Annotated in this window: 25 protein-coding genes; 19 read left to right on the plus strand and 6 right to left on the minus strand. The window is 69.9% G+C overall.

What is annotated here, in order from left to right; genetic code table 11:
• From U0177_RS22620 to U0177_RS22635, 4 genes are all read right to left on the minus strand, one after another.
• Nucleotides 1-724 (minus strand): (Fe-S)-binding protein (locus tag U0177_RS22620; RefSeq protein ID WP_409572941.1); only part of this gene is annotated, 724 nt, incomplete at its 3' end.
• 94 nt (nt 725-818) lie between these two features.
• The gene (locus U0177_RS22625; RefSeq protein WP_409572942.1) at nt 819-1,592 is read right to left on the minus strand and encodes an SDR family NAD(P)-dependent oxidoreductase; all 774 of its coding nucleotides are present in this window, start codon (nt 1,590-1,592) and stop codon (nt 819-821) included.
• A gap of 36 nt (nt 1,593-1,628) precedes the next feature.
• Entirely contained in the window at nt 1,629-2,369 is a 741-nt protein-coding gene (locus tag U0177_RS22630) for a GntR family transcriptional regulator (protein ID WP_409572943.1), read from the minus strand.
• Nucleotides 2,370-2,720: 351 nt separating this feature from the next.
• Entirely contained in the window at nt 2,721-3,389 is a 669-nt protein-coding gene (locus tag U0177_RS22635; protein ID WP_409572944.1) for an adenylate kinase, read from the minus strand.
• 533 nt (nt 3,390-3,922) lie between these two features.
• Here U0177_RS22635 and U0177_RS22640 point away from each other — a divergent pair.
• A complete protein-coding gene (locus U0177_RS22640; protein WP_409572945.1) occupies nt 3,923-4,456 on the plus strand; it encodes a GNAT family N-acetyltransferase in 534 nt (177 codons plus the stop codon).
• A 17-nt stretch (nt 4,457-4,473) separates the two neighbouring features.
• On the opposite strand, the gene U0177_RS22645 is transcribed toward U0177_RS22640, so the two are convergent.
• The gene (locus U0177_RS22645; protein WP_409572946.1) at nt 4,474-5,193 is read right to left on the minus strand and encodes a response regulator transcription factor; all 720 of its coding nucleotides are present in this window, start codon (nt 5,191-5,193) and stop codon (nt 4,474-4,476) included.
• Between the two features lie 444 nt (nt 5,194-5,637).
• Here U0177_RS22645 and U0177_RS22650 point away from each other — a divergent pair, with 444 nt between their 5' ends.
• The 7 genes from U0177_RS22650 (at nt 5,638) to U0177_RS22680 (ending at nt 14,993) form a co-directional block, all read left to right on the plus strand.
• Entirely contained in the window at nt 5,638-6,447 is an 810-nt protein-coding gene (locus U0177_RS22650; protein ID WP_409572947.1) for a polyprenol monophosphomannose synthase, read from the plus strand.
• A 12-nt stretch (nt 6,448-6,459) separates the two neighbouring features.
• Complete coding sequence (locus tag U0177_RS22655; protein WP_409572948.1) at nt 6,460-7,914, plus strand: hypothetical protein; 1,455 nt, start codon at nt 6,460-6,462, stop codon at nt 7,912-7,914.
• Nucleotides 7,915-7,988: 74 nt separating this feature from the next.
• Nucleotides 7,989-9,536: a hypothetical protein gene (locus U0177_RS22660; protein WP_409572949.1), complete on the plus strand. Its 1,548-nt coding sequence runs from the start codon at nt 7,989-7,991 to the stop codon at nt 9,534-9,536.
• Nucleotides 9,537-9,626: 90 nt separating this feature from the next.
• Nucleotides 9,627-11,744, plus strand: coding sequence for a molybdopterin-dependent oxidoreductase (locus U0177_RS22665; protein WP_409572950.1), 2,118 nt, complete (start codon nt 9,627-9,629; stop codon nt 11,742-11,744).
• A 377-nt stretch (nt 11,745-12,121) separates the two neighbouring features.
• The gene (locus tag U0177_RS22670; RefSeq protein ID WP_409572951.1) at nt 12,122-12,568 is read left to right on the plus strand and encodes a ribosomal protein L7/L12; all 447 of its coding nucleotides are present in this window, start codon (nt 12,122-12,124) and stop codon (nt 12,566-12,568) included.
• On the plus strand, nt 12,555-14,273 hold the full coding sequence (locus U0177_RS22675; RefSeq protein ID WP_409572952.1) for a M14 family zinc carboxypeptidase: 1,719 nt from the start codon (nt 12,555-12,557) through the stop codon (nt 14,271-14,273). Before U0177_RS22670 ends, U0177_RS22675 begins: the two co-directional genes overlap by 14 nt.
• 24 nt (nt 14,274-14,297) lie before the next feature.
• Nucleotides 14,298-14,993, plus strand: coding sequence for a 2-phosphosulfolactate phosphatase (locus tag U0177_RS22680; protein ID WP_409572953.1), 696 nt, complete (start codon nt 14,298-14,300; stop codon nt 14,991-14,993).
• A 36-nt stretch (nt 14,994-15,029) separates the two neighbouring features.
• Here U0177_RS22680 and U0177_RS22685 read toward each other — a convergent pair whose 3' ends face one another.
• The gene (locus tag U0177_RS22685) at nt 15,030-15,683 is read right to left on the minus strand and encodes an HAD family hydrolase (RefSeq protein WP_409572954.1); all 654 of its coding nucleotides are present in this window, start codon (nt 15,681-15,683) and stop codon (nt 15,030-15,032) included.
• A 638-nt stretch (nt 15,684-16,321) separates the two neighbouring features.
• On the opposite strand from U0177_RS22685, the gene U0177_RS22690 reads away from it, so the two are divergent.
• From U0177_RS22690 to U0177_RS22740, 11 genes are all read left to right on the plus strand, one after another.
• The gene (locus U0177_RS22690) at nt 16,322-17,065 is read left to right on the plus strand and encodes an AzlC family ABC transporter permease (protein WP_409572955.1); all 744 of its coding nucleotides are present in this window, start codon (nt 16,322-16,324) and stop codon (nt 17,063-17,065) included.
• 63 nt (nt 17,066-17,128) lie between these two features.
• The gene (locus tag U0177_RS22695; protein WP_409572956.1) at nt 17,129-18,088 is read left to right on the plus strand and encodes a threonine/serine dehydratase; all 960 of its coding nucleotides are present in this window, start codon (nt 17,129-17,131) and stop codon (nt 18,086-18,088) included.
• Between the two features lie 3 nt (nt 18,089-18,091).
• Nucleotides 18,092-18,427, plus strand: a complete 336-nt coding sequence (locus U0177_RS22700; RefSeq protein ID WP_409572957.1) for an AzlD domain-containing protein — start codon at nt 18,092-18,094, stop codon at nt 18,425-18,427.
• A 179-nt stretch (nt 18,428-18,606) separates the two neighbouring features.
• Entirely contained in the window at nt 18,607-19,866 is a 1,260-nt protein-coding gene (locus U0177_RS22705) for an MFS transporter (RefSeq protein WP_409572958.1), read from the plus strand.
• Between the two features lie 34 nt (nt 19,867-19,900).
• Entirely contained in the window at nt 19,901-20,317 is a 417-nt protein-coding gene (locus U0177_RS22710; RefSeq protein ID WP_409572959.1) for a PaaI family thioesterase, read from the plus strand.
• Nucleotide 20,318: 1 nt separating this feature from the next.
• Entirely contained in the window at nt 20,319-21,458 is a 1,140-nt protein-coding gene (locus U0177_RS22715) for a DUF711 family protein (RefSeq protein ID WP_409572960.1), read from the plus strand.
• The gene (locus U0177_RS22720) at nt 21,455-22,297 is read left to right on the plus strand and encodes a GNAT family N-acetyltransferase (RefSeq protein ID WP_409572961.1); all 843 of its coding nucleotides are present in this window, start codon (nt 21,455-21,457) and stop codon (nt 22,295-22,297) included. The genes U0177_RS22715 and U0177_RS22720 overlap by 4 nt, the downstream gene beginning before the upstream one ends.
• Nucleotides 22,298-22,318: 21 nt before the next feature.
• On the plus strand, nt 22,319-23,233 hold the full coding sequence (locus U0177_RS22725) for a DMT family transporter (protein ID WP_409572962.1): 915 nt from the start codon (nt 22,319-22,321) through the stop codon (nt 23,231-23,233).
• A gap of 287 nt (nt 23,234-23,520) precedes the next feature.
• The gene (locus U0177_RS22730; protein ID WP_409572963.1) at nt 23,521-24,783 is read left to right on the plus strand and encodes a THUMP-like domain-containing protein; all 1,263 of its coding nucleotides are present in this window, start codon (nt 23,521-23,523) and stop codon (nt 24,781-24,783) included.
• A 314-nt stretch (nt 24,784-25,097) separates the two neighbouring features.
• Nucleotides 25,098-26,066 (plus strand): ATP-binding cassette domain-containing protein, encoded by a 969-nt coding sequence (locus U0177_RS22735; protein ID WP_409572964.1) that lies wholly within the window; start codon nt 25,098-25,100, stop codon nt 26,064-26,066.
• A 15-nt stretch (nt 26,067-26,081) separates the two neighbouring features.
• Entirely contained in the window at nt 26,082-26,882 is an 801-nt protein-coding gene (locus tag U0177_RS22740) for an ABC transporter permease (protein ID WP_409572965.1), read from the plus strand.
• The last annotated feature ends 1 nt before the right edge of the window (nt 26,883 follow it).

A 26,883-nucleotide genomic window follows, 5' to 3' on the forward strand; every position in this document is an offset into this window, starting at 1 on the left:
CGGTCGCGGCGAGGATCTCGGCGAGATGCACGGCGCGCACTCCGGCACGCTGGCGGTGCAGCGCCCCGCCGATGTGCATGAGGCACGAGTTATCGGCGGCGGCGCATATCTCGGCGCGCGTGTCGAGCACGCAGCGCAGCTTGTCGCCGAGCATGGCCATCGACGTGTCGGCGTTTTTGATCGCGAAGGTGCCGCCAAAGCCGCAGCACTGCTCGGCGTTGGGCAGCTCCACCAGGTCGATGCCGCGCACCTTGCGCAGCAGCCGCAGCGGCGCGTCGCCCAGGTGCAGGACGCGTAGCGAGTGGCAGGTTGGGTGGTATGTAACGCGGTGCGGGTAGTAGGCGCCCACGTCTTCGACGCCGAGCTTGTGCACCAGGAACTCGCTCAGCTCGAACACGCGCGGGATCAGCGCGGCCACCTCGTTGGCCAGCCAGCGGTCGCCCGACACATCGGCGACGCGCCCGTAGAACTCGCGCACCATGCCGACGCACGAGGCCGACGGCGCCACGATCGTCTCGTAGCGGCCGAAGACCTCGGCGAAGTGGCGCGCCAGCGGCACCGCCTCGCGCTGGTAGCCGGTGTTGAAGTGCATCTGGCCGCAGCACGTCTGGCCCTCGGGGAACACGACCTCGTGGCCGAGCCGCTCGAGCAGCCGCACCATGGCCTGGCCGGTCTGCGGGAAGATCGTATCGTTGAAGCAGGTGATGAACAGCGCTACGCGCATCGCTCTTCTTTCTTGTTCTGCATTTCCTCGCCCTGCCCGGCGCTTCCGTGCGCGGGAGAGGGAGGAATTCCCGCCCATGCAGGTGGATGGGCCGCTACTTGGCAGTCCAGCCGCCGTCGATCACCAGGCACGCGCCCGTCACAAATGCGGCCTCGTCGGCGGCGAGGTACAGCGCGGCCGAGGCGATCTCGTCGGGCCGGCCCATGCGGCCGATTGGCTGGCGGGCGTGCAGCTGCTCGCGCACCGCGTCGGCGGTGTCGGGGAAATTGCGCGCCAGGTAGCCCTCGACGAATGGCGTGTGCACGGTGCCGGGGCAGATCGCGTTGACACGCACGCCGCTGGTAGCGAAATCGATCGCGATCGAGCGGGTGATGCTGATCACCGCGCCCTTGCTGGCGCTGTACGGGAAGCGCCGGTCGACGGCGATCATGCCGGCCACCGAGGCGATATTGATGATACTGCCGCCGCTTGGCTGCTGGGCCAGCATGTGGCGCAGGCCCTCGCGCGCGCACAGAAACACGCCGCGCGCATTCACCGCCATCACGCGATCCCAGTCGTCGGCGCTGGTCTCGAGAATATTGCCGACATGGCTGATGCCGGCGTTGTTCACCAGGATGTCGAGCCGGCCGCGCTGCGCTACCTCGGCGAACGCCTGGCGCACCTCGGCCTCGTCGGATACGTCGAGCTGCAGCGCTTCGGCCGCGCCGCCGGCGGCGCCGACCTCGGCCACCACCGCCGCCGCGCCGGCCGCGTCGCGGTCGGCGACGATCACGCGGGCGCCCTGGCCGGCGAACAGCAGCGCAATCGCCCGGCCAATGCCCGAGCCTGCGCCGGTGACAAGCGCGTTTTTGCCGTCGAGCCTGAACATATACCCTCGCTGTGAAACAAAGTGCCCGGCCGCGCGCTAGCGGCTGCGCGGCGCTGCGAAGCGCACCAGCACGCGCTCTTTCATCGCCTGAATATGCCCGTGCATCGCCGCTGCGGCGTGCTCGGCGTCGCGCTCGATCATAGCCCGCACGATCTGCTCGTGCTCGTCGAGCGCCCAGCGCATCAACGAGAGGTCGCGCAGGCCGCCGATCAGGAAGATGCCGATCTGGGCGCGCTGCTGCGCGATCGCTTCGGCCAGGCGGCGGTTGCCGGCATTCGCGGCGATCATATCGTGGTGAAAGTCGATCTCGCCGCGCATCAGCCGCGCGCTGATCGCCGCGTCGGCGGCAATGCCCGCGCGCAGCGCGCCGATCTGGGCCAGCGCGGCCTGCATGCGCGCCAGCTCGACGCGCGGTGTGGCCGCGCGCACCGCCGCGACCTCAAGCACCGTGCGCAGGTCGTACAGCTCGCGAATGTCGTCGGCGCGAAAGATTGTGACGTGAAACCCGCGGCGCGGCCCCGTCTGCACTAGGCCGAGCCGCTGGAGCTGGTGCAGCGCCTGGCGCACCGGCGTGCGGCTGACGCCCAGCTCGGCGGCCAGCTCGGAGTCCGACAGGTTTTCGCCGGGCTGGCGCTCGCCGGCGACGATTTGCTTCCACAGGGCGCAGTACACCGTGTCGACCAGCATGGGCGACTCGCCGGCGAAGTGCACCATGGTCTGCCACAGGGCGTCGCCGATCGACGGCTCGGCCGCTGTCGCCTCGGTCGCGATGTTCATGGCTTCAGGTTTATGCTGGAATGAATACAAAAAGTATAAAGCCTTGAACCGGGCGTGTCAATAGCCGTGCGTGGCGTGGTGACGGCCGGGCTCGTGCAATGTCGGCCCTCACCCCCCTTTCCCGCCTCTCCCGCGCGGGGAGAGGGGAGTATTAACCAACTCTGTTTGATTACTTGTGTTTTCTTGCAGCGCCCGGCTTTGCCGGGCGCCGCACAAGAAAAGAATGGAGGCTTCGCCGCCCCAAAGCCCAATGAACAGCCGGGTAGGCACGAATGCCTACCCGGCTGATATATCAACGCGGGGCGCTACGGGCGCTTGGAGGCGGGCAACCCGCAACCCCCGACGATGACGCTAGGCTGCGTGCTCGAGCACGTTCAGCACGCCCAATGCCACAAGCATTGCTTCGGTCACCTGCTCGATCGGCTGCAAGCCGTCGATCTCGTGCAGCTTGCTCTGGCTGCGGTAGTAGCTGATCAGCGGCAGTGTCTGCGCGAAGTAGACATCCAGGCGGTTGCGCGCGGTGTCGATGTTGTCGTCGCTGCGCTGAATAAGCCGCGAGCCGCAGGTATCGCAGATGCCCGCGCGCTTGGATGGGAAGAAGTAGATGTTGTGCATCGCGCCGCACAGCCCGCACACCTGCCGGCCGGCCATGCGCTTCAGCAGCACATTTCCGGGCACGTCGAGGAACAGCGCCATATCGACCTGGCGGCCGTGCTCGGCCAGCGCCGCGTCGAGCGCAGCTGCCTGCGCCTCGGTGCGCGGGAAGCCGTCGAACAGCACGCCGTCGGCGCAGTCAGGCTGGAGCACCCGCTCGATCACCATGTCGATCACCAGGCTGTCGGGCACCAGCGCGCCGCGGTTCATATACGCCTGGGCCTGCTGGCCAAGCGGCGTGCCCTGCTTGATCGCGGCGCGAAACAGATCGCCGCTTGAGATGTGCACCAGGCCGGCCTGCTGCTCAATCGCGAGCGCCTGGGTGCCTTTGCCCGCTCCGGGCGGGCCGAGCAGAATGATGTCCATAACACCTCGTGAGTGGCAGCCGGCGCTGCATGCGCCGCCCGACCGACCGTAAACGCCATTGTTCCGATCGCCTCCACAATAGCAGCGGAAGCACTGAGACGCCCTACTCGATTGCCGACCCTGGCGGTAAGTTCCCGGTTTGCTGGAATGGTGCTGGCGCTGCGCGCCGCCAAATGAGGATATGAACAGTTTCCATGGCCGAGTTACAAATCAGTTCCAGCCTTGTGAAAAACGGCACGCTAGCGGCACTGATTGTGCTGGTATGGGCCACGAAGCGCCAGGCGCCGCCTGGCCGCGATGGTAGATTGGTATTTGCTAGGGCTTACGCAGCCGCGCTGCTTGGCATCTCACTGTGGCGAGGGTGCAGCCTGCGGCCGAGCGCCAGCGCGCAAGCCCTATGTGTACTACCAAAACGACTTGAACACGCGACACGCAGCAGGAACGGAAGGCAGAATACGAAGGACGAATAGCACAGCCTTCCGTCCAGAATGGCCGATCTAGATTGCTTTGGTATAAGTGGGGGATGGTGGGCGATGAAGAAAACAGCTGCTCAGTCGCGCGCGCGCGTGCACGCCCGCACCAGCGCGGCCCGCGCCGTGACGATCCGGCATATTCAGCATTCCGACGCCGAGCTGCTGCTCGATATGTTTCGCGGCCTTTCGCCGCGCACACACTACCTGCGCTTCATGCGCCCCGCAGCAGCCCTGAGCGAGCGCGCCGAGCGGGAAGAGATGGCGCGGCTGGCCGCGCCCGGCCCGCACCAGATCACGCTGATCGCCCTCGCGGGCGCGCGCGCGGTTGGGCTGGCCCAGCTGGTGCGCGATGCCGGCGACAGCAGCTCGGCCGAGGTGGCGCTGCTGATCCACGACGCCTACCAGGGCGAGGGGCTGGGGACGACGCTGCTCGATCTGCTGGCGCAGTCGGCCATGGCCTGCGGCATTGCGCGCCTGCAGCTGAACACCCTGGCCGAGAACCGGCCCATCCAGCGCGCGGCGCGGCGGCTGGGGCTGCCGGTCGCCAGCCAAACCTCGGCCGGCGAGACAACCCTTACGATCTCGGTGCTGTGATGCGGCGCGGCGCAGGGCTAGCCGCCGACCTCGATCTCGCGCAGCGCTGCGCGGGGAGGGGCGGCCTCGAACTTATAGCCCATGTTCCACACCGTGATGATATGGCGCGGCGCGGCCGGGTCGGCCTCGATCTTGTTGCGCAGGCGCAGGATGTAGGTCGAGATCACCGAGAAGTCGTTCGAGTCGCCGCGATCCCACACCTGATCGAGGATCTGGCGCGGGCTGAGCACGTGGCCGGCGTTGATCACCAGGTATTCGAGCAGCCGGAACTCGGTGGGCGTCAGCTCGATCGCGCGCGTGCCGAGCAGCACGCGCTGGCCGAACTGGTCGAGCAGAAAACCGCCGTAGCCGAACCGGCCAGCGGAGGCGGCCGGGATGTGGCCCGACCGGCGCAGCACTGCGGCGATGCGCGCCAGCAGCTCGGCGGCCTCGAACGGCTTGGCGACGTAGTCGTCGGCGCCGAGCGAGAGCCCAAGCACGCGCTCTTCGACCTCGGCCCGCTGCGCCAGGAAGATCAGCGGCACGTCGGAGAGGCCGCGCAGCCGCCGGCACAGCTCGAAGCCGCTGCCGCTGTGCAGCTGGGCTTCGAGCAGCACAAGGCCAGGCCGCACCTGCTCGATCGCGCCGATGCAGCTGGCCCAGTCGCTGGCGCTGGTGAACTGGTAGCCAGCGTCGTGCAGCACAAACGCGAGCAGCTTGAGCGTGTCGGGGTCGTCGTCGATGGCAAGAACGTACATAATGTTGTTCCACTAGATCAGGAGAGTCGCGCGGCTGCGGCGCGTGACGGAGGGTGAGTGATGCGAGTGGCAGCATTTGGTGTGCCATGAAACGGGCTTACCTTGCCCAGCGCGATATTTCCGGCTATAGGCGCCGGCTTTGGCGCGTAGCAGAGCGAGAAAGGCGAATGATGACATCTTTCTGCACTTTTTTTCATCTAGCGCGCCAACAGAGCTTCATCCAACCGTGACATGTTTCCTTAATAATGGCGCAAACCAATGCTGACCAGGCTCCACGCTATCCTCGGCCGATACGCGTAGCTACCAATGCCGCCTCACGGCAGACGCCCCACCTTATTTCCATCAGCTGCCTGTCTCGTTCCCCAACCGCCCACCGCGCGACGCTCGCGCCGTGTTTGTGGCGCATGGCCAGCACAGAGAGAGAGAAGAGAAGGAGTTACTACTATGTCGCATCGTGATGCGAATGACGCGCGAGCCGGCGGCGCGGTGGCGCCGGAAGGCGCGACGCCGCGCTACTGCCTGGTGGTAGTGCCGACGTACAACGAGGCCGCGAACATCGGCGCGCTGATCGCCCAGATCCTGGCCCAGGGGCCAGACTTCGACGTACTGGTGGTGGACGACGGCTCGCCCGACGGCACCGGCGACCTGGTGGCCGCTGTGGCCGCCACCAACCCGCGCGTGCAGCTGCTGCGGCGCAGCGGCAAGCTTGGCCTGGGCAGCGCGTATGTCGCCGGCTTTCGCGAGGGCCTGCGCCAGGGCTACCGCTTTCTGTGCGAGATGGACGCCGATTTCTCGCACCAGCCGCGCTACCTGCCGGTGCTGCTGGCCGTGGCCGAGCGCGCGGCCGACGTGGCGCTCGGGTCGCGCAACGTGCCGGGCGGGCGCGTAGAAAACTGGTCGTTTGTGCGCAAGCTGATCAGCAAAGGCGGCAGCCTGTACGCGCGCAGCGTGCTGGGCGTGCCGGTGCGCGACATGACCGGCGGGTTCAAGTGCTTTCGCGCCAGCGTGCTGCGCCAGCTCGATCTGGCGACGGTGGGCTCGAACGGCTACGCATTTCAGGTCGAGCTGAACTTCCGCTGCCACCAGGCCGGCTTCCGGCTGCACGAGATCCCGATCGTGTTCCCCGACCGGGTGGCGGGCGAGTCGAAGATGTCGGGGGGCATCGTGCGCGAGGCCGCGCTGATGGTGCTGAAGCTGCGCCTTTCGCCGAACCCCTACAAGGCGCTTGAGCTGGCGCGGCAGTACGAGGATTAGGGAGTGGTGGCAATGATGGCATTGATGGACGTAGGGGTGATGCGCCTGCGTGGGCGCCAGCTTGGGCTGGCGCTGGCGCTGCTGGCGCTGGCGCTGCTGGCCACTAGCCTGTTCTTCGCTTTTATTCTGCCGCAGTCGCCTGGGCGCATGGCCGACCCCAGCGCGGCGCTGATGCCCAGGCAGCAGCTGTGGGCGTTTGTGCTGGCGCTGGGGCTGCCGGTGCCGCGCAGCAGCGGCAGCCTGGCGGCGGCGCTGCTGGCCGTCAGCGCCGCGCGCTTCGCGCTGTATGGCCTGGCGGTGCTGCTGTGCTGGCAGGGCCGCGGCGGGCGGCTGAGCCTGGCCATAGCGATCGGCGGCGCGCTGCTGCTGTGCCTGGTGGCCGCCTGCGCGCTGCCGAATATCGACCGCGATATCTACAACTACATTTTATCGGGCCGGGTCGCCGCGGTGTATGGCGACAACCCGTACACCGTGCCGCCGAACAACTTCCCGGCCGACCCGATCTACCAGTTCGCAAGCCCGCAGTACACCGGCTTCGCCGGCGACAACAAGTTCCCGGCGTGGGCGCTGCTGAACATCGGGCTGGCGCGGCTCGGCGGCGACGCGCCGACCACGAACCTGCTGCTGTACCGCTCGGCGTTTCTGCTGGCGAACGGCGCGAACATCGGGCTGGTGGCGCTGATCCTGCGCAAGCTCCAGCCGCGCCGCCTGCACGCCGGGGTGGTGCTATACGGCTGGAACCCGATCGTGATCTCGTACGGCCAGAGCAAGGTCGACACGATCATGGTGCTGTTTCTGCTGCTGGGGCTGCTGGGGCTGGCGTATGGCCGGCGCCGGCTGGGCCTGCTGGCGCTGGGCGTCTCGGCCTGGGTGAAGCTGATTACGCTGCCGCTGGTGGTGGTGTACCTGCTGCGCGATCTGCGTATGCGGCGCTGGCGCGAGCTGGCGCTGGGCGTGGCGCTGCTGGCCGGCCTGACGCTGGCGCTGTACGCGCCGTTCTGGGCCGGCCCGGGCATGCTCGGCGGCCAGCTGCGGCTGCTCAGCAGCGGCGGATCGAGCAACCCCGCCGTGCTGCGGCTGCTCACCCAGGCCGGATTTGGCGTGGCAATGGTGTGGCTGGGCTACCGGCGCGACGCCGGACCGCACGAGCTAGCCCGGCGCTGGGCGCTGCTCGCGCTGCTGTTCTCACTGTTCCTGACGCGGCTGGGCTTCTCGTGGTACTTGCTGACGCTGATCGCGCTGGTGGCGGTAGCGGCCGAGTGGCGCCTGGCGCTCGCCACCGTCGTGCTCTCGTGCGGCGCGTTCCTGATGAACGTGTGGGACTCGGCCTCGAACGGGGCGTTTGCCTTGCCCGATCTGTTCGCGCTGCCGCGCTTTGTGATGTACCTGGCGTTTGTGGCCGCGCTGGCCGGCGCGGTGCTGGCGGTGCAGCTGGGGCGGCGCGGCCGGGCCCAAGGCAGCACGTAGTGCCTACCCACGACACACGCGCGCCCCGGGTCACTTCCCGCATCCCTGCGCTGAAAGCGCACGATCGAGGAGCCATGCCGGCCCGACAGCCGAACCTCCTGCGCTACGGCCTGCTGCTGTTTGCCGGCTTTCTGGCGCTGTTCGCGCTGCGCCACGCGCCAACCCCGCAGAAGGTGCCCGGCCTGCTGGCGCTGGACCCGGCCGGCTACCTGGAGCTGGCCAGCCGGCTCAACCCCGTTCTGCTGATCAACCAGTGGCTGGGCGTTGCGCCAATGTGGCTGTACCGCGCCGAGCTGCTGCTGGTGCTGGCATTTCTGTTCGCCGTCGCGTGGCGCGCGATCGAGGCGGCGCGCCGCCGCCCGCCGCGCCCCGCCGACGCGTGGGTGATCGGCGCGGTTGTGCTGCTGTGCAGCCTGCCGCTGCTGCTGCTGCCCTACATTTTCTCGCGCGATGTGTACTCCTACATTGTGTACGGGCGCATCGCGGCCATCCACGGCGCCAACCCCGAGCTGACGCCGCCCAGCGCCTACCCGGGCGACCCATTCTTCCAGTATCTGGTGTCGTGGAGAGACACGCCCTCGGTGTACGGCCCGGCGTGGACGCTGGTGTCGCAGGCGATCACGCTGCTGGCCGAGGCCGCCGGCGGCGCGCTGTGGCAGTACATGCTGGGCTACAAGCTGCTGATGCTTGGGCTGCACCTGGCGAATGCCTGGCTGATCTGGCGCCTGCTTGGCGAGTGGCAGCCGGCGCAGCAAACCTGGGGCACGCTGCTGTACGCCTGGAACCCGGTGGCGCTGATCGAGTTTGTCGGCAGCGCGCACAACGACATCCTGATGCTCAGCTTTGTGCTGCTGTCGGTGCTGCTGGCGTGGCGCGGGCGCTGGCGCTGGGCGCTGGTGGCGCTGGTGTGCGCCGGCATGGTGAAGTGGATCGCGCTGGCGCTGCTGCCGCTGTATGGCTTCATGCTGCTATGCCGCGCGCCGACGTGGCCGGCGCGGCTGCGGCTGGCCGGCGAGGCCGCCGCGCTGGTGGCCGCCACGGTGCTGCTGCTGCACCTGCCCTACGGCCAGGTGGCTCAGGCCATCGCGGCGCCGATCAGCACCCAGACGGCGATGAGGGCCGAGAATACGATCGGCGCGCTGGCGATTGCGGCTGGCCGCCACGCCGCCGGCCGGCTGGGCCTGGGCAGCGCCCACGACCCGGCGCTGCGCCAGGCGCTCGAGGCCGGCCTGGGGACGATCAGCAAGCTGCTGTTCGGGCTGGGCTGGCTGGTGGCGCTGTTCGCGATCGCGCGGCGGCCTACGCTCGAGCGCTACGTGGCGAGCAGCTGCTGGCTGCTGGTGTTTCTGCTGCTGGTTGCGCCGGTGTTCAGGGTGTGGTATGTCACCTGGCCGCTGGCGCTGGCCGCGCTGCTGAGCTGGCGCCATGCCGCCCGGCTGGTGTTCGTGTTCAGCGCCACCGCCCCGCTGGTGTACCTGCACTGGGGCGCCAGCGGCTGGTCCGACGCGCTGGTGTACGCGCCAGTCGTCGCGCTGCTGGCGGCACAGCTGTGGCGCGCGCGCGCTACGGCCTGGCGCTGGCGGCCGCTGGAGTGGCGCGCGCGCGCGTGGCGCGCCGAGTAGGCCCGCTCGGCGCAGCCGCAGCCCTCGCCTGCACAGTTGCATTCTGTGGTATGCTACAGGCCACTTCCGCACCATACCACGGAGACTGTGATGGCTGCTTCCCATGATACCCGGCTGGTGCGCGGCGCCTGCCCGCACGACTGCCCCGATACCTGCGCGACCGTCGCCGAGGTGCGTGATGGCACGGCGGTGCGCTTCTACGCCGAGCGCGACCACCCGATCACCCAGGGCTGGCTGTGCGCCAAGGTGCGCCCGTACCTCGAGCGCGTCTACGCGCCCGACCGGCTGCTGTTCCCGCTGCGGCGCGTCGGCCCGAAAGGCCCCGGCGGCGCCGGCCGCTGGGAGCGGATCGGCTGGGACGAGGCGATCGGCGAGATCGCCGCGCGCTGGAAGGCGATCATCGCCGAGCATGGCGCGGCCGCGATCCTGCCGTACTCGTACAGCGGCACGCTCGGCCTGCTGCAGCTTGGGATCGTGAACGCGCGGCTGTGGAACCGCATGGGTGCGAGCGGCCTCGACCGCGCGATCTGCGGCGCGGCGGCCGAGCGCGCGGTCGAGGCTACGCTGGGCGCGCGCTGGGCGCCCGACCCGCGCGACGTGCTGCACAGCGAGCTTGTGCTGATCTGGGGCCACAACCCCGCCAGCACCGGCCCGCATTTCATGCCGCTGCTGCGCCAGGCCCAGAAGCGCGGCGCGCACGTGGTGGTGATCGACCCGCGCCGCACGCTCACCGCGCGCAGCGCCGACGAGCACATTCGCCCGCGCCCCGCCACCGACGGCGCGCTGGCGCTCGGGCTGCTGCATGTGATCTTCGCCGAGAAGCTCCACGCCGAGGCCTGGCTCGAAGCCCACAGCGTGGGCTGGCGCGAGCTGCGCGAGCGCGCCGCCGAGTACCCGCCCGAGCGCGTCGCAGACATCACCGGCGTGCCCGCCGAGGCGATTGTGGCGCTGGCGCGGCGCTATGCCACCGCCCGCCCGGCGCTGCTGAAGACCGCCGACGGCGTGCAGCGCCACGGCAACGGCGGCCAGACGATCCGCGCGATTGCGTGCCTGCCGGCGGTGGCCGGCCACCTGGGCGCGCGCGGCGGCGGCCTGAGCTACAGCACCAGCGGCTATGTGCGCTGGGACGCCGAGGCGCTGGGCCATGCCGGCGAGTGCCCGCCCACGCCGCGCTCGATCAATATGAACCGGCTCGGCGCTGCGCTGGCCGGCGAGGCCTCCGGCCCGCCGATCCAGTCGCTGTTTGTGTTCGCGGCCAACCCGGTCGCCTCGGCGCCGAACGCCGGCCTGATCGCGCGCGGGCTGCTGCGCGACGACCTGTTCACCGTGGTGCACGAGCAGTTCATGACCGACACCGCCGAGTATGCCGATATTGTGCTGCCGGCCACCACCCAGCTCGAGCACGCCGACCTGCACAAGGCCTACGGCCACCGCAATCTGCAGTACAACCAGCCGGCGATCGCGCCGCTGGGCGAGGCGAAGAGCAACTGGGACGTGGCGCGGCTGCTGGCCGCCGCCATGGGCTACCGCGAGCCGTGGCTGCACGAGAGCGCCGAAGACGCCATTCGCGGCGTGCTCGACGCGACGCGCGCGCACAACCCGCTCCTGTCCGGCATCACCCTCGAGCGGCTGCAGGCCGAAGGCACCGTGCCGCTGAGCTTCGCCCCCGGCGAGGAAGTGCCATTCGCCGACGGGCGCTTCCCCACGCCTTCCGGCAAGGTCGAGCTGCGCTGCGATGCGCTGGCAGCCGAGGGGCTCGACCCGCTGCCGGAGTACACGCCGCCCGCCGAGTTTGCGAACGGCCAACGATCAAAACCCGAGGACGAGAGAGCTTCAAAAGAGCAATCGGCTTTGATCCTGATCTCGGGCGCCTCGCACCACTTTGTCTCGAGCAGCTTCGCCAACCAGCCCAGCCTGATGGCCAAAGAGGGCGTGCCGTTCGTCGAGCTCAACCCGGCCGACGCGGCCGCGCGCGGCATTGCCGACGGCGCGACGGTGTGCGTCGCCAGCGAGCGCGGCGATTGCGAGCTGCGCGCGGTGCTCACCGACGACGTGCCGCCGGGCGTGGCGGTGGCGCCGAAGGGGCAGTGGGCCAGCCGCTCGCCCGGCCGGCGCAATGTGAACTGGACGACCTCCGACGCGCTGGGCGACCTTGCTGGCCAGAGCACCTTCCACAGCAACCTGGTGACTATTCGCCCGCTGGGGTAGCCCGGCGCCGCGCAATCTTTTACCTGGCGTCGCCGCTGAGCCTCAAAGCTTGCGGAAGGGCGACGCCAACGTCAGCCCTCACTCCTTTCCTTCCTCTCCCGCGGGAAGGGGCGTTGGTGCGGTCGCCGCGGCGACCGCACCACAACGCCAGATATGTTTCCGCTTCCCCCGATACCAAATTCCGCTTGATTACTGACACTTTGGTGGGGTCCGGGGCGGCTTCGCCGCCCCCGAAATTTTTTTCTTAGCGGCCCGGCTTTGCCGGGCGCCGCACAAGAAAACACAAGTAATCAAACGGAGTTGGTATTACGAAGCCCTTCCAGCGCTGAGGCGGCTGTGGTACGATAGGCGTAGCTGTGAAGCGAGACGGAGGGCAGATGGACTCCAACACTCTGCTGCTGCTCGGCGCGGCCGTGCTGCTGCTCGCGCTTGTGGCGATCGTGCTGCGGCGCGGCTGGCGCGGCTCGCGCGATTCCACCGGCGTGCTGCGGCTCGATATGCCGCCGGCACCGCCCGCGCTTTCCGACGACGAGCGCGCGGCCGTGGTGGCGCTCGCGGCGGCCGGCAACAAGCTCGAGGCGATCAAGCGCTACCGCGCCCTGACCGGCGCGGGCCTGAAGCATGCCAAAGATTATGTCGATGCGCTGGCGTCCGGTCGGCCCGCCCCCGCCGACGCGCCGGCGCGCCTGGCCGCAGGCGGCGGCATGGACGAGGTGCGCGCGCTCGCGGCGGCCGGCAACAAGCTCGAGGCGATCAAGCGCTACCGCGCCCTGACCGGCGCGGGCCTCAAAGAGGCTAAAGACTTCGTCGATGCGCTTACCTAGATTCGCCACATGCTTGCTGCTGGTGCTGCTGCTGGCGCTGGCCGCGCCGCTGGCCCGGCCGCCGCTGGCCGCCGGCGCCGGCGGCCAGCGGCTGGTGCTGCGCGTGTACTACCACGGCGCCGCCGAGCGCGACCGGCTGCTGGCCACGCTCGCCACGCCCGACCACGCGGTGCAGCCGGCCGGCTACCTGCTGGCCTACGGCGACACGAGCACGCTTGGCAGGCTGCGCGCCGCCGGCCTGCGCGCCGAGATCGACCAGGCGCGCACCGATGACGAAGCGCGCCCGGCGGCCCAGGCCTTCGACGGCGGCTACCTCACCGTCGACGAGCTGTACGCCAACCTGCGCGCCGCCGTGGCCAGCCACCCCGCCATCGCCGAGCTTGTCGACGCCGGCGACAGCTGGTGTAAGCAGCAGGGCGGCTGCCCGCTGCCCTCAGGCCAGTCGCTCGCCGGCGACGACCTGCTGGCCGTCCATATCACTAATCGCAGCATCGCCGGGCCGAAGCCGGTGGCGTTCTGGGTTGCGGCGCACCACTCGCGCGAGCTGCACACCACCGAGATCGCGCTGCGCTATATTCACTGGCTGCTCGACAACTACGGCAGCGACGCCGACGCCACCTGGATGACCGACGACCTCGACATCTGGGTGATCCCGCTCGGCAACCCCGACGGCCGCCGCCTGACCGAGATGGGCGGCGACGCGCCATACTGGCAGCGCAAAAACCTGAACGTCGCCGATAGCGCGCCGTGGAGCGCGTGCGCCTGGCCGCCCACGGCGTACACCCAGTCGGGCGTCGATCTCAACCGCAACCACAGCTTCCACTGGCGCAGCCCGAACGGCGGCTGGGATAGCGCGCCCTGCGGCCAGACCTACCCCGGTGCACTGGCGCGCGGCGCCGCCTCCGAGCCCGAGGTGCAGGGCTACACCGCGCTGGCAAGCTCGCTGCTGATCGACCAGCGTGGGCCGGGCGACGCCGACCCGGCGCCCGATACCGCTACGGGCATCTTCGTCAGCCTGCACAGCGGCACATCCTGGCTGCTGATCCCCTACGACTGGACGTCCACGCCATCGCCAAACCTCGCCGACCTCACGGCAGTGTGGGGGCGCGTCGCGCAGTGGACGCCCGGCTGGCCAGCGTGCCAGACCGGCCCGTGCTATGGCATCACCGCAGGAACGGCGGCGGATTGGGCCTACGGAACCTTTGGCGTGGCCGCATCGATCTGGGAGATCGGCGACTTCATGCCGCCCTACGCCGAGGTGGACGGCTACTACTGGCCGTTTCTGCGCCCGATGATGATCTACACCACCCGGATCGCGCGCGCGCCCTACCGCGAGGCGCGCGGCCCCGACGCGCGCCCGGATGGCGCCGAGCTGCGGCCACAGATCGGCTGGCCCGCCACCGTCAGCGCGACGATCGACGACACGCTGAACGGCGACCGGCCGATCGCCAGCGCCGAGCTGTATATCGATACCCCGCCGTGGGCCGGCGGCACGCCGGTAGCCATGGCGCCGCTCGACGGCGCGTTCGACTCCCCGGTCGAGCAGGTTGTGGCCCAGGTGCAGCTGTGCGCCCAGCCGGGCGTGCGGCATATGCTGTTCGTGCGTGGCGCCGACGCCGACGGCAACACCGGGCCCGTGTTCGCGCGCTTCGCCGGCCCGTGCGCCGGCACGCCGCGCGTGTTCGTGCCGCTGGCTGCCCGTTGAGCAAATGTAGAAAGCGAGAATCCTGTGCAGATTGCGCGCGCCACCAACGAAACATGCGGCGACGCCACCGGTGCTGTGGTGGTGATCGACGTGCTGCGGGCGTTCACCACCGCCGCGTTCGCCTTCGCCGCCGGCGCCGGCGAGATCGTACTGGTCGGCACGGTGGCCGAGGCGCTGGCGCTACGCGAGCGCTTCCCCGGCAGCTTCGTGATGGGCGAAGTCGACGGCCTGCCGGTCGAGGGCTTTGATTTCAGCAACTCGCCCGGCGACCTGCTGGGGCGCGATTTTGCCGGCGCGCGCTTTATCCAGCGCACCAGCGCTGGCACGCAGGGCGTGGTGCGCAGCCGCCAGGCCAGCCTGCTGCTGGCCAGCAGCTTTGTGGTGGCCGACGCCACGGTGCGCTTTCTGCGCCAGCACGCCCCCGCCGGCGTCACGTATGTCGTGACTGGCATCTATCCCGATCGCGACGGCGACGAAGATGCCGCCTGTGCCGACTACCAGGGCGCGCTGCTGCGCGGCGAGCGGCCCGACCCGGCGCCATACCTGCAGCGCGTGCACGACTCGGTGCCGGGCCTGATCTTCGCCGACCCGGCGCGCCCCGAGTTTCCGGCGATCGACCTTGAGTATGCCAGCGAGCTTGATCGCTTCGACTTCGCCATGCTGGTCGAGCGCCGCGACGGCCTGCTGATCATGCGCGCGGTGCCGGTGGCCGCAGGCTGAAGGCGTGGCGTGATGTGATGCCTCGGGCCATTTCCTCTACCAGCCGGTGAGCCGTTCGAGCGCGCCCGGCAGCTCGGCCAGCGTCTCGAGCCGGATGTGCGCGCGCGCCGCCTCGGGCAGCCCGGCCTGGAGCATGGCCCACGGCCCGCGCCGCAGAAAAACCGCCAGCATCCCGGCCGCCGCCGCCGGAGCCACGTCGTTGTCGGCGCGGTCGCCGACGTAGGCGATGCGCTGCGGCGGCACGCCGGCCAGCCCAGCCACGCGCGCGAAGAACTCGGGCGCGGGCTTCTCGACGCCCCAGCTGGCCGATGACGCGATACAATCAACTGGCAGGTTCATGGCGCGCAGCGCCCGCTCGGCGCTGGCCGGGTTGTTGCCGGCCAGCCCAATGCGGTAGCCGCGCTGGCGCAGCGCAGCCAGGCACGGCAGCGCGTCGGGGTAGAAATCGCGCCGATCGAACACCGGCGCCTGCCCGGCGGCGGCGCGCGCGGCCTCCTCGGCGGCTATGTCGATGCCCGGCCGCACAATCTCGAACACCGCGCGGTGATGCTGGCCGCGCGCGATCACCCCGCCCAGCACGCCGAAAAGCGTCAGCTGCGGCACGTTCAGCCATTCGGCCCAGCCGGCCCACAGGCGCGTCTCGTCCACCAGCGTCTCGCCAACGTCGAAGAAGACTGTGTCGATCGGCATGTGCTCCCTCCCGTGTTGCTTGGTACCAAATCCGGCCGATTGCTTATACGCCTTTCGCTTGATCACGTATCGATTGTGTTGCACTACGTGGCTTGCCACGTAGTGCAACACAATAAGAAGTTGTTTGAAATTCGTGGCCGCCACCCGCCAGAAGGGAAGTGCGAGGGGCATAGCCCCTCGCGCACCCTCTTTTCAAACAGGCTCTAAGAAATTTGGGGGCGGCGAAGCCACCCCCAAACCCCCACCAAAGTGTAAGTCGTCCGGAGTTGGCATGAAATTGGCCCGCCTTGAACCGGGCGATTGTCACTGTATGAACCACCTTGTACGTGCTATACTCGCTGAACAATTGTTCATCCGGTACGTTATCACTCTGGACGTATCCGTGCGTCGCAGAGTTTCTTTTATCTATACAAGCTGCACGGCCGGCGTTTTTTCCTTCGGCAGAGCGCCCTATTGTATGAGTTTTCTGCGCGGGGCGCGGAAAATCGCGCTGCCGCAGTCTGAGCCAGCCCACGACGCGAGCACCGCGCCGTATATCTACCGGAACTACGCGCCAGGGGCGTGGGGCGGCCACTTTGCTGAACCCAAAGCCCCGCGCCGAGGCGAGCGCGTACGCCCGGTATGCACAGGAACCGCCCATGACCAGCGAGCCGCTTGGAGTCCAGGCTCAGCCGCACCCGCCCGAGGCGCACGGCCGCGCCGACACATTTCGCGCCGGCTTTCTTGCGACCATGCCGCTGTGGCTGGGGGCGGCGCCCTTTGGCGCGATCTATGCCGTGAGCGCGCTGGCGGCCGGGCTCACGCCCGCGCAGACGCTGGCGATGTCGCTGATCGTGTTTGCCGGCGCGTCGCAGTTTACCGCCGCCGGCCTGTTCGCGGCCGGGGCCGCGCCGCTGGCGATCGTCGTCACCACGCTGATCATCAACGCGCGCCACGCGCTGCTGGCGGCCTCGCTGGCGCCATATGTGCGCGGCGCGCGGCCGGCGGCCAAGGCCGCGCTGGCGTTTCAGCTCACCGACGAAAGCTACGCCATTGGCATGCGCCGCTTTCTGGAAGGCGGCGGCAGCATGGCCTACCAGTTCGGCTCGAATATCAGCCTGTATGTGATCTGGCAGTCGAGCACGCTTGCCGGCATCCTGCTAGGCGCGCAGATCCCCGACCCGGCGGCCTACGGGCTGGATCTGGTGTTCCCGCTGACATTTATTGGCCTGCTGGTACCGCTGCTGCGCGACCGGGTGAGCGGCGCGGTGGCCGCGCTGGCCGCCCTGCTGGCGGTGGCGGGCGCTATGCTGCTGCCGGGCAGCTGGTACCTGCTGCTGGCCGGCATTCTCGCCAGCGGTCTCGGCGCGCTGCTCAGCCCGCGCTGGCGCCGGGGCGGGTAGTTTCGTGCGCCGTGCGAGCCTTGCGAAAAGCCCAACCATCGCATAGGCGTGAAGGAGCATCCCATGCAGATCCCTTTGTTTCGCGATGTGCTGCTGGCGCAGCGCCAGATACGCCCGTACCTGCCGCGCACGCCGCTGCACACCTACCCGGCCCTCGACGAGCTGATCGGCGCGCGGGTGTTTGTGAAGCACGAAAACTACCAGCCTGTCGGGGCCTTCAAGGTGCGCGGCGGCGTCAACCTGGTGTCGCAGCTCAGCGACGACGAGCGCCGGCGCGGGGTGATCGCCGCCTCCACCGGCAACCACGGCCAGTCGGTGGCCTTTGCGGCGCGGCTGTTCGGCGTGGCGGCGCGGATCGTCGTGCCCGAGCGCGCCAACCCGGGCAAGGTGGCGGCCATGCGGGGCATGGGCGCCGAGGTGATCTTTCACGGCGCGAGCTTCGACGAGGCGCGCCTGCACTGCGAGGCGCTGGCGCGCGAGCACGGCTACCGCTACATCCACTCCGGCGACGAGCCGCTGCTGATCGCCGGCGTGGCCACCGAGGCGCTCGAAATGCTCGAAGATCAGCCCGGTATCGACACAATCATTGTGCCGATCGGCGGCGGCAGCGGCGCGGCCGGCACCTGCATTGCGGCCCACGCGATCGATCGCGGCATCCGGGTGATCGGCGTGCAGGCCGAGGCGGCGCCGGCCGCCTACCTTGCCTGGCAGCGCCGCGGGCCTGCCACCGCGCCCGACCAGACGTTTGCCGAGGGGCTGGCTACCGCCAGCAGCTTTGCGCTGCCGCAGGCGATCTTGCAGCGCGAGCTCGACGCGTTCGTGCTGGTGGCCGACGACGAGATCCGCCGCGCTATGGTGTGGATGATCGAGCGCGCCCATACCCTCGCCGAGGGCGCGGGCGCCGCGCCGCTCGCGGCCGCATACCGCCTGCGCGACGAGCTGCGCGGCCACACGGTTGGGCTGATCTGCTCGGGCGGTAATACCTCGCTCGACCACCTGCGCACCGCCTTGGCGCTGGAGTAACCCATGACACACCTGAGCCAAACGGCGATCTGGCTGACGCTGATCGGCATGGCGCTGGCCACATACCTGACGCGCGTTGCGACCATGCTGGCGCTGCGCGGCGATATGGCGCCGTGGCTGCGGCGCTGGCTGGGCTACGTCCCGGTGGCGGTGTTCACCGCGCTGGCGCTGCCGCCGCTGCTGCTGCAATCGCGCGACGGCGCGCGGGTGCTGGCGCTCGGCCCGGCGCTGCCCGCCGGCGTCGCCGGCGCGCTGGTGGCCTGGCGCGGCGGCAATGTGCTGCTGACGCTGCTGGCGGGCATGGCTACCTTCTGGGCGCTGCGCTGGCTGGGCATGTAGCCGGGCGCCGCGTGTGGCGCAGCCGCCTTCGGCAGATTGGACGTGTCCATTTTCCACGCGCAGCGCGAAAAACTGGACACGATGATCAAAAACTACCGTGCTGCCGCAGGCACCATGTACGGCTTTGGGAAGCCGAACAGCGCAACTGCGTGAGTCCATAAAAGAGTAGGAGTATTAGCGTGTACAAGCTACCAGGCGCGCGCCTGCACTACGGCTGGGTGGTGGTGGCGATCACCGCCCTGACCCTGATCATCTCGGCGGGCGTGCGCTCGGCGCCGGGCGTGATGGTGGTGCCGCTCGAGCAGGGCATGCACTGGAGCCGCGGCGCGATCTCGTTCGCGGTGTCGATCGGCCTGCTGTGCTATGGCCTGACGGCGCCGCTGAGCGGCTGGCTGATCGACCGGATCGGGCCGCGCTGGGTGATGTTCGCCGGCCTGGCGATCATGGGCGCGAGCATGCTCGCCAGCGCCTGGATGAGCGCGCTGTGGCAGCTCGACCTGTTCTGGGGCGCGCTCAGCGGCGTGGGCACCGGCGTCGTGGCGCTGGTGCTGGGCGCGGCCGTGGCCAACCGCTGGTTTGCGACCCGGCGCGGCCTGATCACTGGGATCTTCGGCGCCTCGACCTCGGCCGGCCAGCTGATCTTCTACCCGCTGCTGGTGTGGTACGTCGGCGCGTTTGGCTGGCGCAGCAGCGTGCTGATGCTGGCGGCCGTGGCCGGCCTGCTGCTGCTGCCGGTGCTGCTGCTGATGCGCAACGCCCCGGCCGACATGGGCCTGCGGCCGTATGGCGCCGCGGGCGAGGCGCCGGCCGTGGCCAGCGCGGCCGGCGACGTGGGCGTGCTGCGCCGCGCGGTCGCGACTCCGGCGTTCTGGCTGCTGACGATCACCTTTTTCATCTGCGGCGCTACCTCGAACGGCCTGATCGGCACGCACTTCATCCCGCACGTCGGCGACCACGGCATCTCGCCGAATATTGCCGCCGGGCTGCTGGCGATCATGGGCGCGATGAACTTCGTTGGCACGATTGTCTCGGGCTGGCTGACCGACCGCTTTGATCCGCGCAAGCTGCTGGCGTGGTACTATGGCTTCCGCGGGCTCTCGCTGCTGCTGCTGCCGTTTGTCACCAGCTACGCCGGCCTCACGGTGTTCGCGGTGATGTTCGGGCTCGACTATATCGCCACGGTGCCGCCAACCACCGCGCTGGTGGCCGATACCTTCGGCCGCCGCCATGTCGGCACGGTGTTCGGCTGGATCTTCTGCGCACACCAGATCGGCGCGGCGCTGGCCGCCTGGCTCGGCGGCGTGGCCCACGATCAGTTCGGCCACTACGGCACCGCGTTTTTGGTGGCCGGAATCCTGGCCGTCACCGCCGCCGGGCTGGCGCTGCGGATCGGCCGCGCCCCGGCTGCGCGCGCGCCCGAGGCGGCTGTCGCGGGGTAGCCGCCCGGTATTCTGCCGCACGAAGGAAGCGTCTATGACCGAAAACTATGCCGACGCGCTCAACCAGGTGACCAAAGGCACCCTAGCCGAGCTGCTCGGCATCACGATCACGCATGCCGAGCCGAGCCGCGTCGCCGGCCGGATGCCCATGCGTCCCGATCTGAGCCAGCCCTTCGGCTACATCCACGGCGGCGCGGTGATGACGCTGCTCGACACGCTCGCCGGCCTTGGCTCGGCCCTGAATGTGCCCAGCGGCAGCGCTTTCACCACGGTTGAGTTCAAGGTCAATTTTTTGCGCAGCCTGCGCACGGGCACGCTTGTGGCCGAGGCCACTGCCGTGCACATCGGCCAGCGCACCCACGTCTGGCAGGTGGCCGCGCACGACGATCGCGGCCGCCAGGTTGCGCTGGCGACGCTCACGCAGATGGTGATTGAGCAGCGCTTGGAGTAATATGGAAATTCGCACAATCACGGCCGGGGCGCGCGAGGCCGACCTCGAGCGCGTGGGGCGGGCGGCCCAGGCCGCGCGCGCTGCGCTTGCCGCCGCCGGCTACACGGTTCAGACGCTGCGCCTGGCGCTCGCCGCAACCGGCGCGAACCGCTGCGGCGATTTCGCGACGATCGCGCAGGCCGCCGAGGAGCAGGCACTGGCCGCCGGCTTCGACTACGTGTCGATCGGCGTGGTCGACGCCGAGCGCCTGGCGGCGCTGCCCGAGGCCATCCGCGCCACCGAGCGGCTGTTCGCCTCGGCGCAGATCGCCACCGTCGACGGCACGGTTCTGCCCGAGACGATCCGCGCGGCTGCGGCGGCCATGGCCGCGATCGGCGCCGGCACCGAGCTGGGCTTCGGCAACCTGCGCTTCGCCGCCGCGGCCTGCGTCGCGCCGGGCTCGCCGTTCTTCCCGGCGGCCTACCACGACGGCGGAACGCCCTGGATCGCCGTTGGCCCCGAGGCCGCCGCGCTGGCGGTCGAGGCGGCCGAGCACCAGGCTCGCGCTAGCCAGGCGGCCCCTGGCTCTCGGCTCGCGGCTTTGGCGCACCTCACCAGCCTGATCGAGCAGCACGACGCCCGGATCTCCGCCGCACTGAGCGGGCTTGCCGCCGATACCGGCGTGGGCTTCGCCGGCTGCGACTGGTCGCTCGCGCCGCACCCCGACCCGGCCCGCAGTGTGGGCGCTGCAGTCGAGGCGCTGGCGGGCGCGCCATTTGGCGGCTGGGGCACGCTGGCGGGCGTGCGGGCGCTCACCGCCGCCATCCGCGACGCGCGCGTCACCCGGCTGGGCTTCAGCGGCGTGATGCTGCCAGTGCTCGAGGATGCGACCCTGGCCGCGCGCAACGCCGAGGGCCGCTACGGCGTGCGCGACCTGCTGGCCTTCAGCGCGGTGTGCGGCACCGGCCTCGACACCATCCCGCTGCCCGGCGACACCGCGCCCGAGCAGATCGCCGGGGTGCTGCTGGAAGTGGCGACGCTGGCGAGCGCGCTGCGCAAGCCGCTGACGGCGCGGCTGCTGCCCATCCCCGGCATGCGCGCCGGCCAGCTCACCACCTTCGATTTCCCATACTTCGTGAATACGCGCGTGATGTCGCTATGACGGGCGCGATCGGCGCGCTGACCGTGGCCGAGCTGGGGCTGGCCGACGAGCTGCTGGTAGCGGCCTATGGCGGCCCCAGCCGGCGCAAGCGCCTCGCCAGCTACCTCGCGCTCCAGCCCGACGGCTGGGTGCTGGCCTGGCTCGATGGCGCGCCGGCCGGCGTCGGCGGAGTGATGCACTACGGCCCGGTCGCCTATGTCGGGCTGGTGGGCGTGGCCCCGGCCTACCGCCGGCGTGGCGTGGCCCGCGCGATCATGGCGCACCTGCTGGGCTGGCTGGCCGAGCGCGGCGGCCCGGTGGTGCTGCTCGACGCCAGCGCGTCCGGCGCGCCGCTCTACGAGCAGCTGGGCTTCACCGACGACGAGAAGACCGTCGTGTTCGTGCAGGACGACTGCGCGCGCCGCCCGCCCGAGCCGGCGCAGGTGCACGCGCTCGCCCCGGCCGACCTTGCGGCGGTGGCGGAGTTCGACGAGCCGATCTTCGGGGCTGGCCGCGCGGCAGTGTTCGAGCTGCTGCGCGCCGAGGCGCCCGAGCGCGCGTTTGTGGCCCGCGACGGCGGCGGCATCGCGGGCTACCTGTTCGCGCAGGACGCGCTGATCGGGCCGTGGGCCGCGCGTACGCCCGCCGTGGCCGAGGCGCTGCTGGGTGCGGCGCTGCGGCTGGAGTACCACAGCGCCCCGACGGTACTCGCGCCCGGCAGCAACCCCGATGTCGCGCGGCTGCTTATGCGCTACGGCTTCAGCCCGGCGCGCTCGCTGCGGCATATGCGCCTCGGCGGCGCCGGGCCGGTGGGCCAGCGCGCGTGGCTCTACGCGCTCACCAGCTTCGCGATTGGCTAGCTTCCAGTGGCAAGGAATACCATGCAAACTCGTAATTTGGGCGCGCTGCTGCTGCTTGGCGCGGTGTGGGGCGCTTCGTTTCTGTTCATCAAGATCGGCGTGCGCGAGATGCCGCCCGAGGTGCTGGTGGCGCTGCGCGTGGGCATAGCTGCGCTGGTGCTGCTGGCCATCCTGTACGCGCGCGGGCTGCGCCTGCCGGCCGCGCCGCGCATGTGGGGCCACTTCCTCTTCACCGGGCTGGTGGGGCTGGTGCTGCCGTACGTGCTGATCACCTGGGGCGAGCAGTCGATCCCCAGCGGCATGGCCGCCATCCTGAACGCCACCACGCCGCTGTTCACCCTGCTGCTGGCGTACCTCTGGACGCGCGAGGAGCACCTGACCGGGATGCGGCTGCTGGGCGTGGCGATCGGCTTTGTGGGCGTGGTGGTTGCGGTGGGCGCCGAGGGGCTGAGCATCTCGAATGCCAGCACGCGCGGCCAGCTGGCCGTGCTGGTGGCCGCGGCGGCCTACGGCGTGAATGGCGTGTACAGCCGGCGCGCGTTTCGTGGCATGCCGCCGCTGCTGCCGGCCACCGGCCAGATGCTCTCGGCGACGCTGATCATCGCCCCGCTGGCGCTGGCGCTGCACGGCCTGCCCACCGCGCTGCCCTCGGCGGGCGCGCTCGGCGCGGTGCTGGCGCTGGCGGTGTTCGGCACTGCGCTGGCGTACATTCTGCTCTACTGGCTGATTGAGCGCCTGGGCGCCACGCGCAGCTCGATGGTCACATACCTGCTGCCGCCGTTCGCGCTGGTGTACGGCACGCTGTTTCTGCGCGAGCCGATCGCGCTGAACGCGCTGCTCGGCCTGGCGCTGGTGGTGCTGGGCATCCTGCTGGCAAATGGCGTGCTCGGCCGTGCGGCGGGTCGGCGGGCAGCTGTTAGAACGATAGAACGGTAGCAGGTTCAGCTCTGCCGAAGGCGAAGCACGCCAACTGCGTTTGTCCTATCGTTGGGAGGCTTGGAGGGCGTAAGCCCTCCAAAATCATCTCTTTTTGGCCAGTCGCGCCACGGCGGTGGCCGCGGCTGGCAAATTTGAAGGCTCATACGCTGTTCGCTTGATCACGTATAGATTGTGTCACGACGTGGCTTCGCCACGTCGTGCAACACAATAAGAAATGGGCGGCTTTGCCGCCCCCAAACCCCCACCAAATGTACGTCATCAAGCACAGCCTGCAACCTGCAACGATGGATCTCGATACCTTCAACTGGCTGCTGTCCGACGACGGCCAGGCGCTGCTGGCGAGCGCCGAGCAGGCCGATCTGAGCGAGCCGGCGCGGCTGCGCGAGCTGACGCAGCTGCGGCGCCTCGCCTCGGCCGAGCGCGCCGCTGCGGCCTACGAGATCGCCCGGCTGCGCGCGCATGCTGCGGCTAAGTTCGCGCGCGCGGGCGCTATGTACTTCACCCGCGAGGCGCTTGAGCAGGCGTCGGGCGAGCTGATCGCCGGCTACCGCGCGCGCCGCTATGCCGCCTATGCCCGCGTGGCCGACCTGTGCTGCGGCGTGGGCGGCGACACGCTGGCGCTGGCGCGCGTGGCCCACGTCGCCGCCGTCGACCGCGACCCGCTGCGCCTGGCCATGGCCGAGGCCAATGCCCGCGCGCTCGGGCTGGCCGGGCGTGTCGCAGCTAGTCTGGCCGATCTCGAGCAGGCGCCGCCGCCCGACGCCGACGCGCTGTTCTTCGACCCATCGCGGCGCAGCGCGGGGCGGCGCGTGTTCGCGCTGGCCGAGTACCAGCCGCCGGTGGCGCTGCTGGCGCGCTGGCGCGCCGCCGCCCCGGCGATTGGCGTGAAGCTGGCGCCTGGCGTGGCCGACGAGGATCTCGCGTGGCTCGGGCGCGCGGTGGGCGCCGAGTTCGAGGCCGAGTTCATCTCGGTCGATGGCGAGCTGAAAGAGGCGGTGCTGTGGTTTGGGCCGCTCGGCGGCGCAACCCGCCGCGCGACGCTGCTGCGCTCGGGCGAGGCGGCGCCGGCTTCATCCGGCCTCGTGGCCGCAACGCTATGCGCCCAGCCGGCGCTCGCGCCCGCCGCGCTCTCCGAGCCGCTGGCCTACCTGTACGAGCCCGACCCGGCGGTGATCCGCGCTCACCTGGTGGCCGAGCTGGCCCAGAACCTCGGCGCGGCCCAGCTCGATCGGCAGATCGCGTACCTCACCGCCAGCCGCCACGACGCTACGCCATTCGCGCGCTGCTGGCGCGTGCTCGAGTGGCAGCCGTTTGGCCTGAAGCGCCTGCGCGCGCGCCTGCGCGCCCTCGACGCCGGCCCGGTGACGGTGAAAAAACGCGGCTCGCCGCTCGACACCGACGCGCTGGCACGGCAGCTTTCCGGCGCAGGTGCGCGCGCGCTGGTGGTGGTGCTCACGCAGGTGTCCGGCAGGCCGGTGGCGCTGGTGTGCGAAGGCCCGCTCGGCGCGCCGGAACACTCCACCCCCGCCGCCAGCCGCAGCGCCTGAAGCTCGGCCTGGAGCTGCGGCGGCAGCGACTCGATATCGATGCTCGCCAGCACAGCTGGCCACTCGCGCACGGCGTCGGCGCCAGTCTGATTCATATACGGGCAGCCAAGCTGGTTGCGCGCTTCGTTTGCTGTGCTCTGAGCGATCATGCCTGCCCTCCCTTCGGGCACTGTGCTGGTGCGGGTACTACAAGCGATAAAACAAGAATCGTGCCACCGCGTAGATCAGACGTTTTGCCCCGCCGCCCGGTGGCGGCCCGGCGCTCGGCCGAAAGTCGTAGCGGCGCGGCGCGATTTACGTGGTAGAGTAGCGACATGACAAGCGCAGTCGAACTTCAGGGCCTATCCAAGACCTTTCAGCTCAGCTCGGGATGGGGCCGCCGCCGCGTGCGCCGCGATGTGGTGGCCGTCGACGGCATCAGCCTCGACGTGCCGGCCGGCCAGGCGGTGGCGTTTATCGGGCCGAACGGCGCCGGCAAATCTACCACCATCAAGATGCTCACCGGCATCCTGCACCCCTCGGCCGGCGAGGCGCGCGTGCTCGGCTACACCCCGTGGAAAGAGCGCCGCGCGCTAGTGCGGCATATCGGCGCGGTGTTCGGCCAGCGCTCGCAGCTGTGGTACCACCTGCCGCCGCGCGACACATTCGAGCTGCTGGCGCGGATCTACAGCCTCGACCGGGCCAGCTACACCCGCCGCCGCGACATGCTGATCGAGCGCTTTGGGCTGGCGCCGTTCCTCGAAACCGCCGTGCGCAAGCTTTCGCTCGGCCAGCGCATGCGCGCCGAGGTGGCGGCCAGCCTGCTGCACGCCCCACGCGTGCTGTTCCTCGACGAGCCGACGATCGGGCTGGACGTGATCGCGCGGCAGGAGCTGCGCGACCTGATCCTCGAGTGGAACCGCGACGAGGGCCTGACGGTGTTTCTCACCAGCCACGATGCCGGCGATATCGAGCGAGTGGCGCGCCGCGTGATTGTGATCAACCACGGCCGCGTCGTGCTCGACGACAAGGTTTCGGCGCTGCGCCGCCAGTACCTTGGCTCGAAGATCCTGAGCGTCAAGTTCCACGCGCCGGTGCAGCCGCTCGTGCTGCCGGGCGTCACAACGCTCAAGGCCGCCGAGTACGCGCTGAAGCTCGAGGTCGATACGCGCGTCGCCCCGATCGAGCAGGTGATGGCTGCGGTGCTGCGCGCCGGCTCGGTGGCCGATATCGCGATTGAGGACCCGCCGCTCGAAGAGGTGATCGCGCATATCTATGCGCAGGCGCCGGCGGGCGCGGGCTAGCTGCGTGTGAATGGCATGATCCAAGCAACCCGAAAGTATAGCTGGATCGCCCTGACCGCCGCGCGCTCGAACCTGGCCTACCTGAGCGAGGTGGCCACGCGCGCGCTGTTCCTCGCGGTGATCCTGTATATCTTCCTGCGGCTGTGGCAGGTGACGTACGGCGAAACCGGCGCCGAGCGGCTGGGCGGGCTGTCGCTGCCGCAGATGCTGTGGTACCTGGCCATGACCGAGGCGCTGACGCTTTCGGCCCCGCGCGTCGCGGCCGAGGTCGACCAGGACGTGCGCACCGGCGCGCTGGCGGTGCAGCTCATCCGCCCGCTCGACTACCCGCTGGCGCGGCTGTGGACGACGCTGGGCGAGCGGGTGGTGCGCTTTGGCCTGAACACCGGCGTCGGCGCGGCGCTGGCGCTGCTGATGGTCGGCCCGATCGCGTTTTCGCCGGGCGGGCTGCTGCTGTTCGCGCTGGCGCTGCCGCTGGCCTTCACGCTTGAGTTCATGGGCCAGTTCCTGATCGGGCTGGCGGCATTCTGGCTGGAAGATACCAGCGGCCTGATGCTGATCTACTCGCGCATCACCATGATCCTCGGCGGTATGCTCATTCCGCTCGAGCTGTTCCCGCCGGCGGCCCAGCCGGCCCTGCGCGCGCTGCCATTTTCGAGCATTATCTACGGCCCGGCGCGCATGTTTGTACACCCCGACGCGGCGTTTCTGGCCGATCTGCTGCTGCGCCAGGGCCTGGCGATCGTTCTGCTGGCGCTGGCGGTGGCGCTGGTGTACCGCGCCGGGCTGCGGCGCATCCACTCAAACGGTGGCTGAT

Source organism: Kouleothrix sp. (assembly GCF_046328425.1).
GTDB lineage: Bacteria > Chloroflexota > Chloroflexia > Chloroflexales > Roseiflexaceae > Kouleothrix.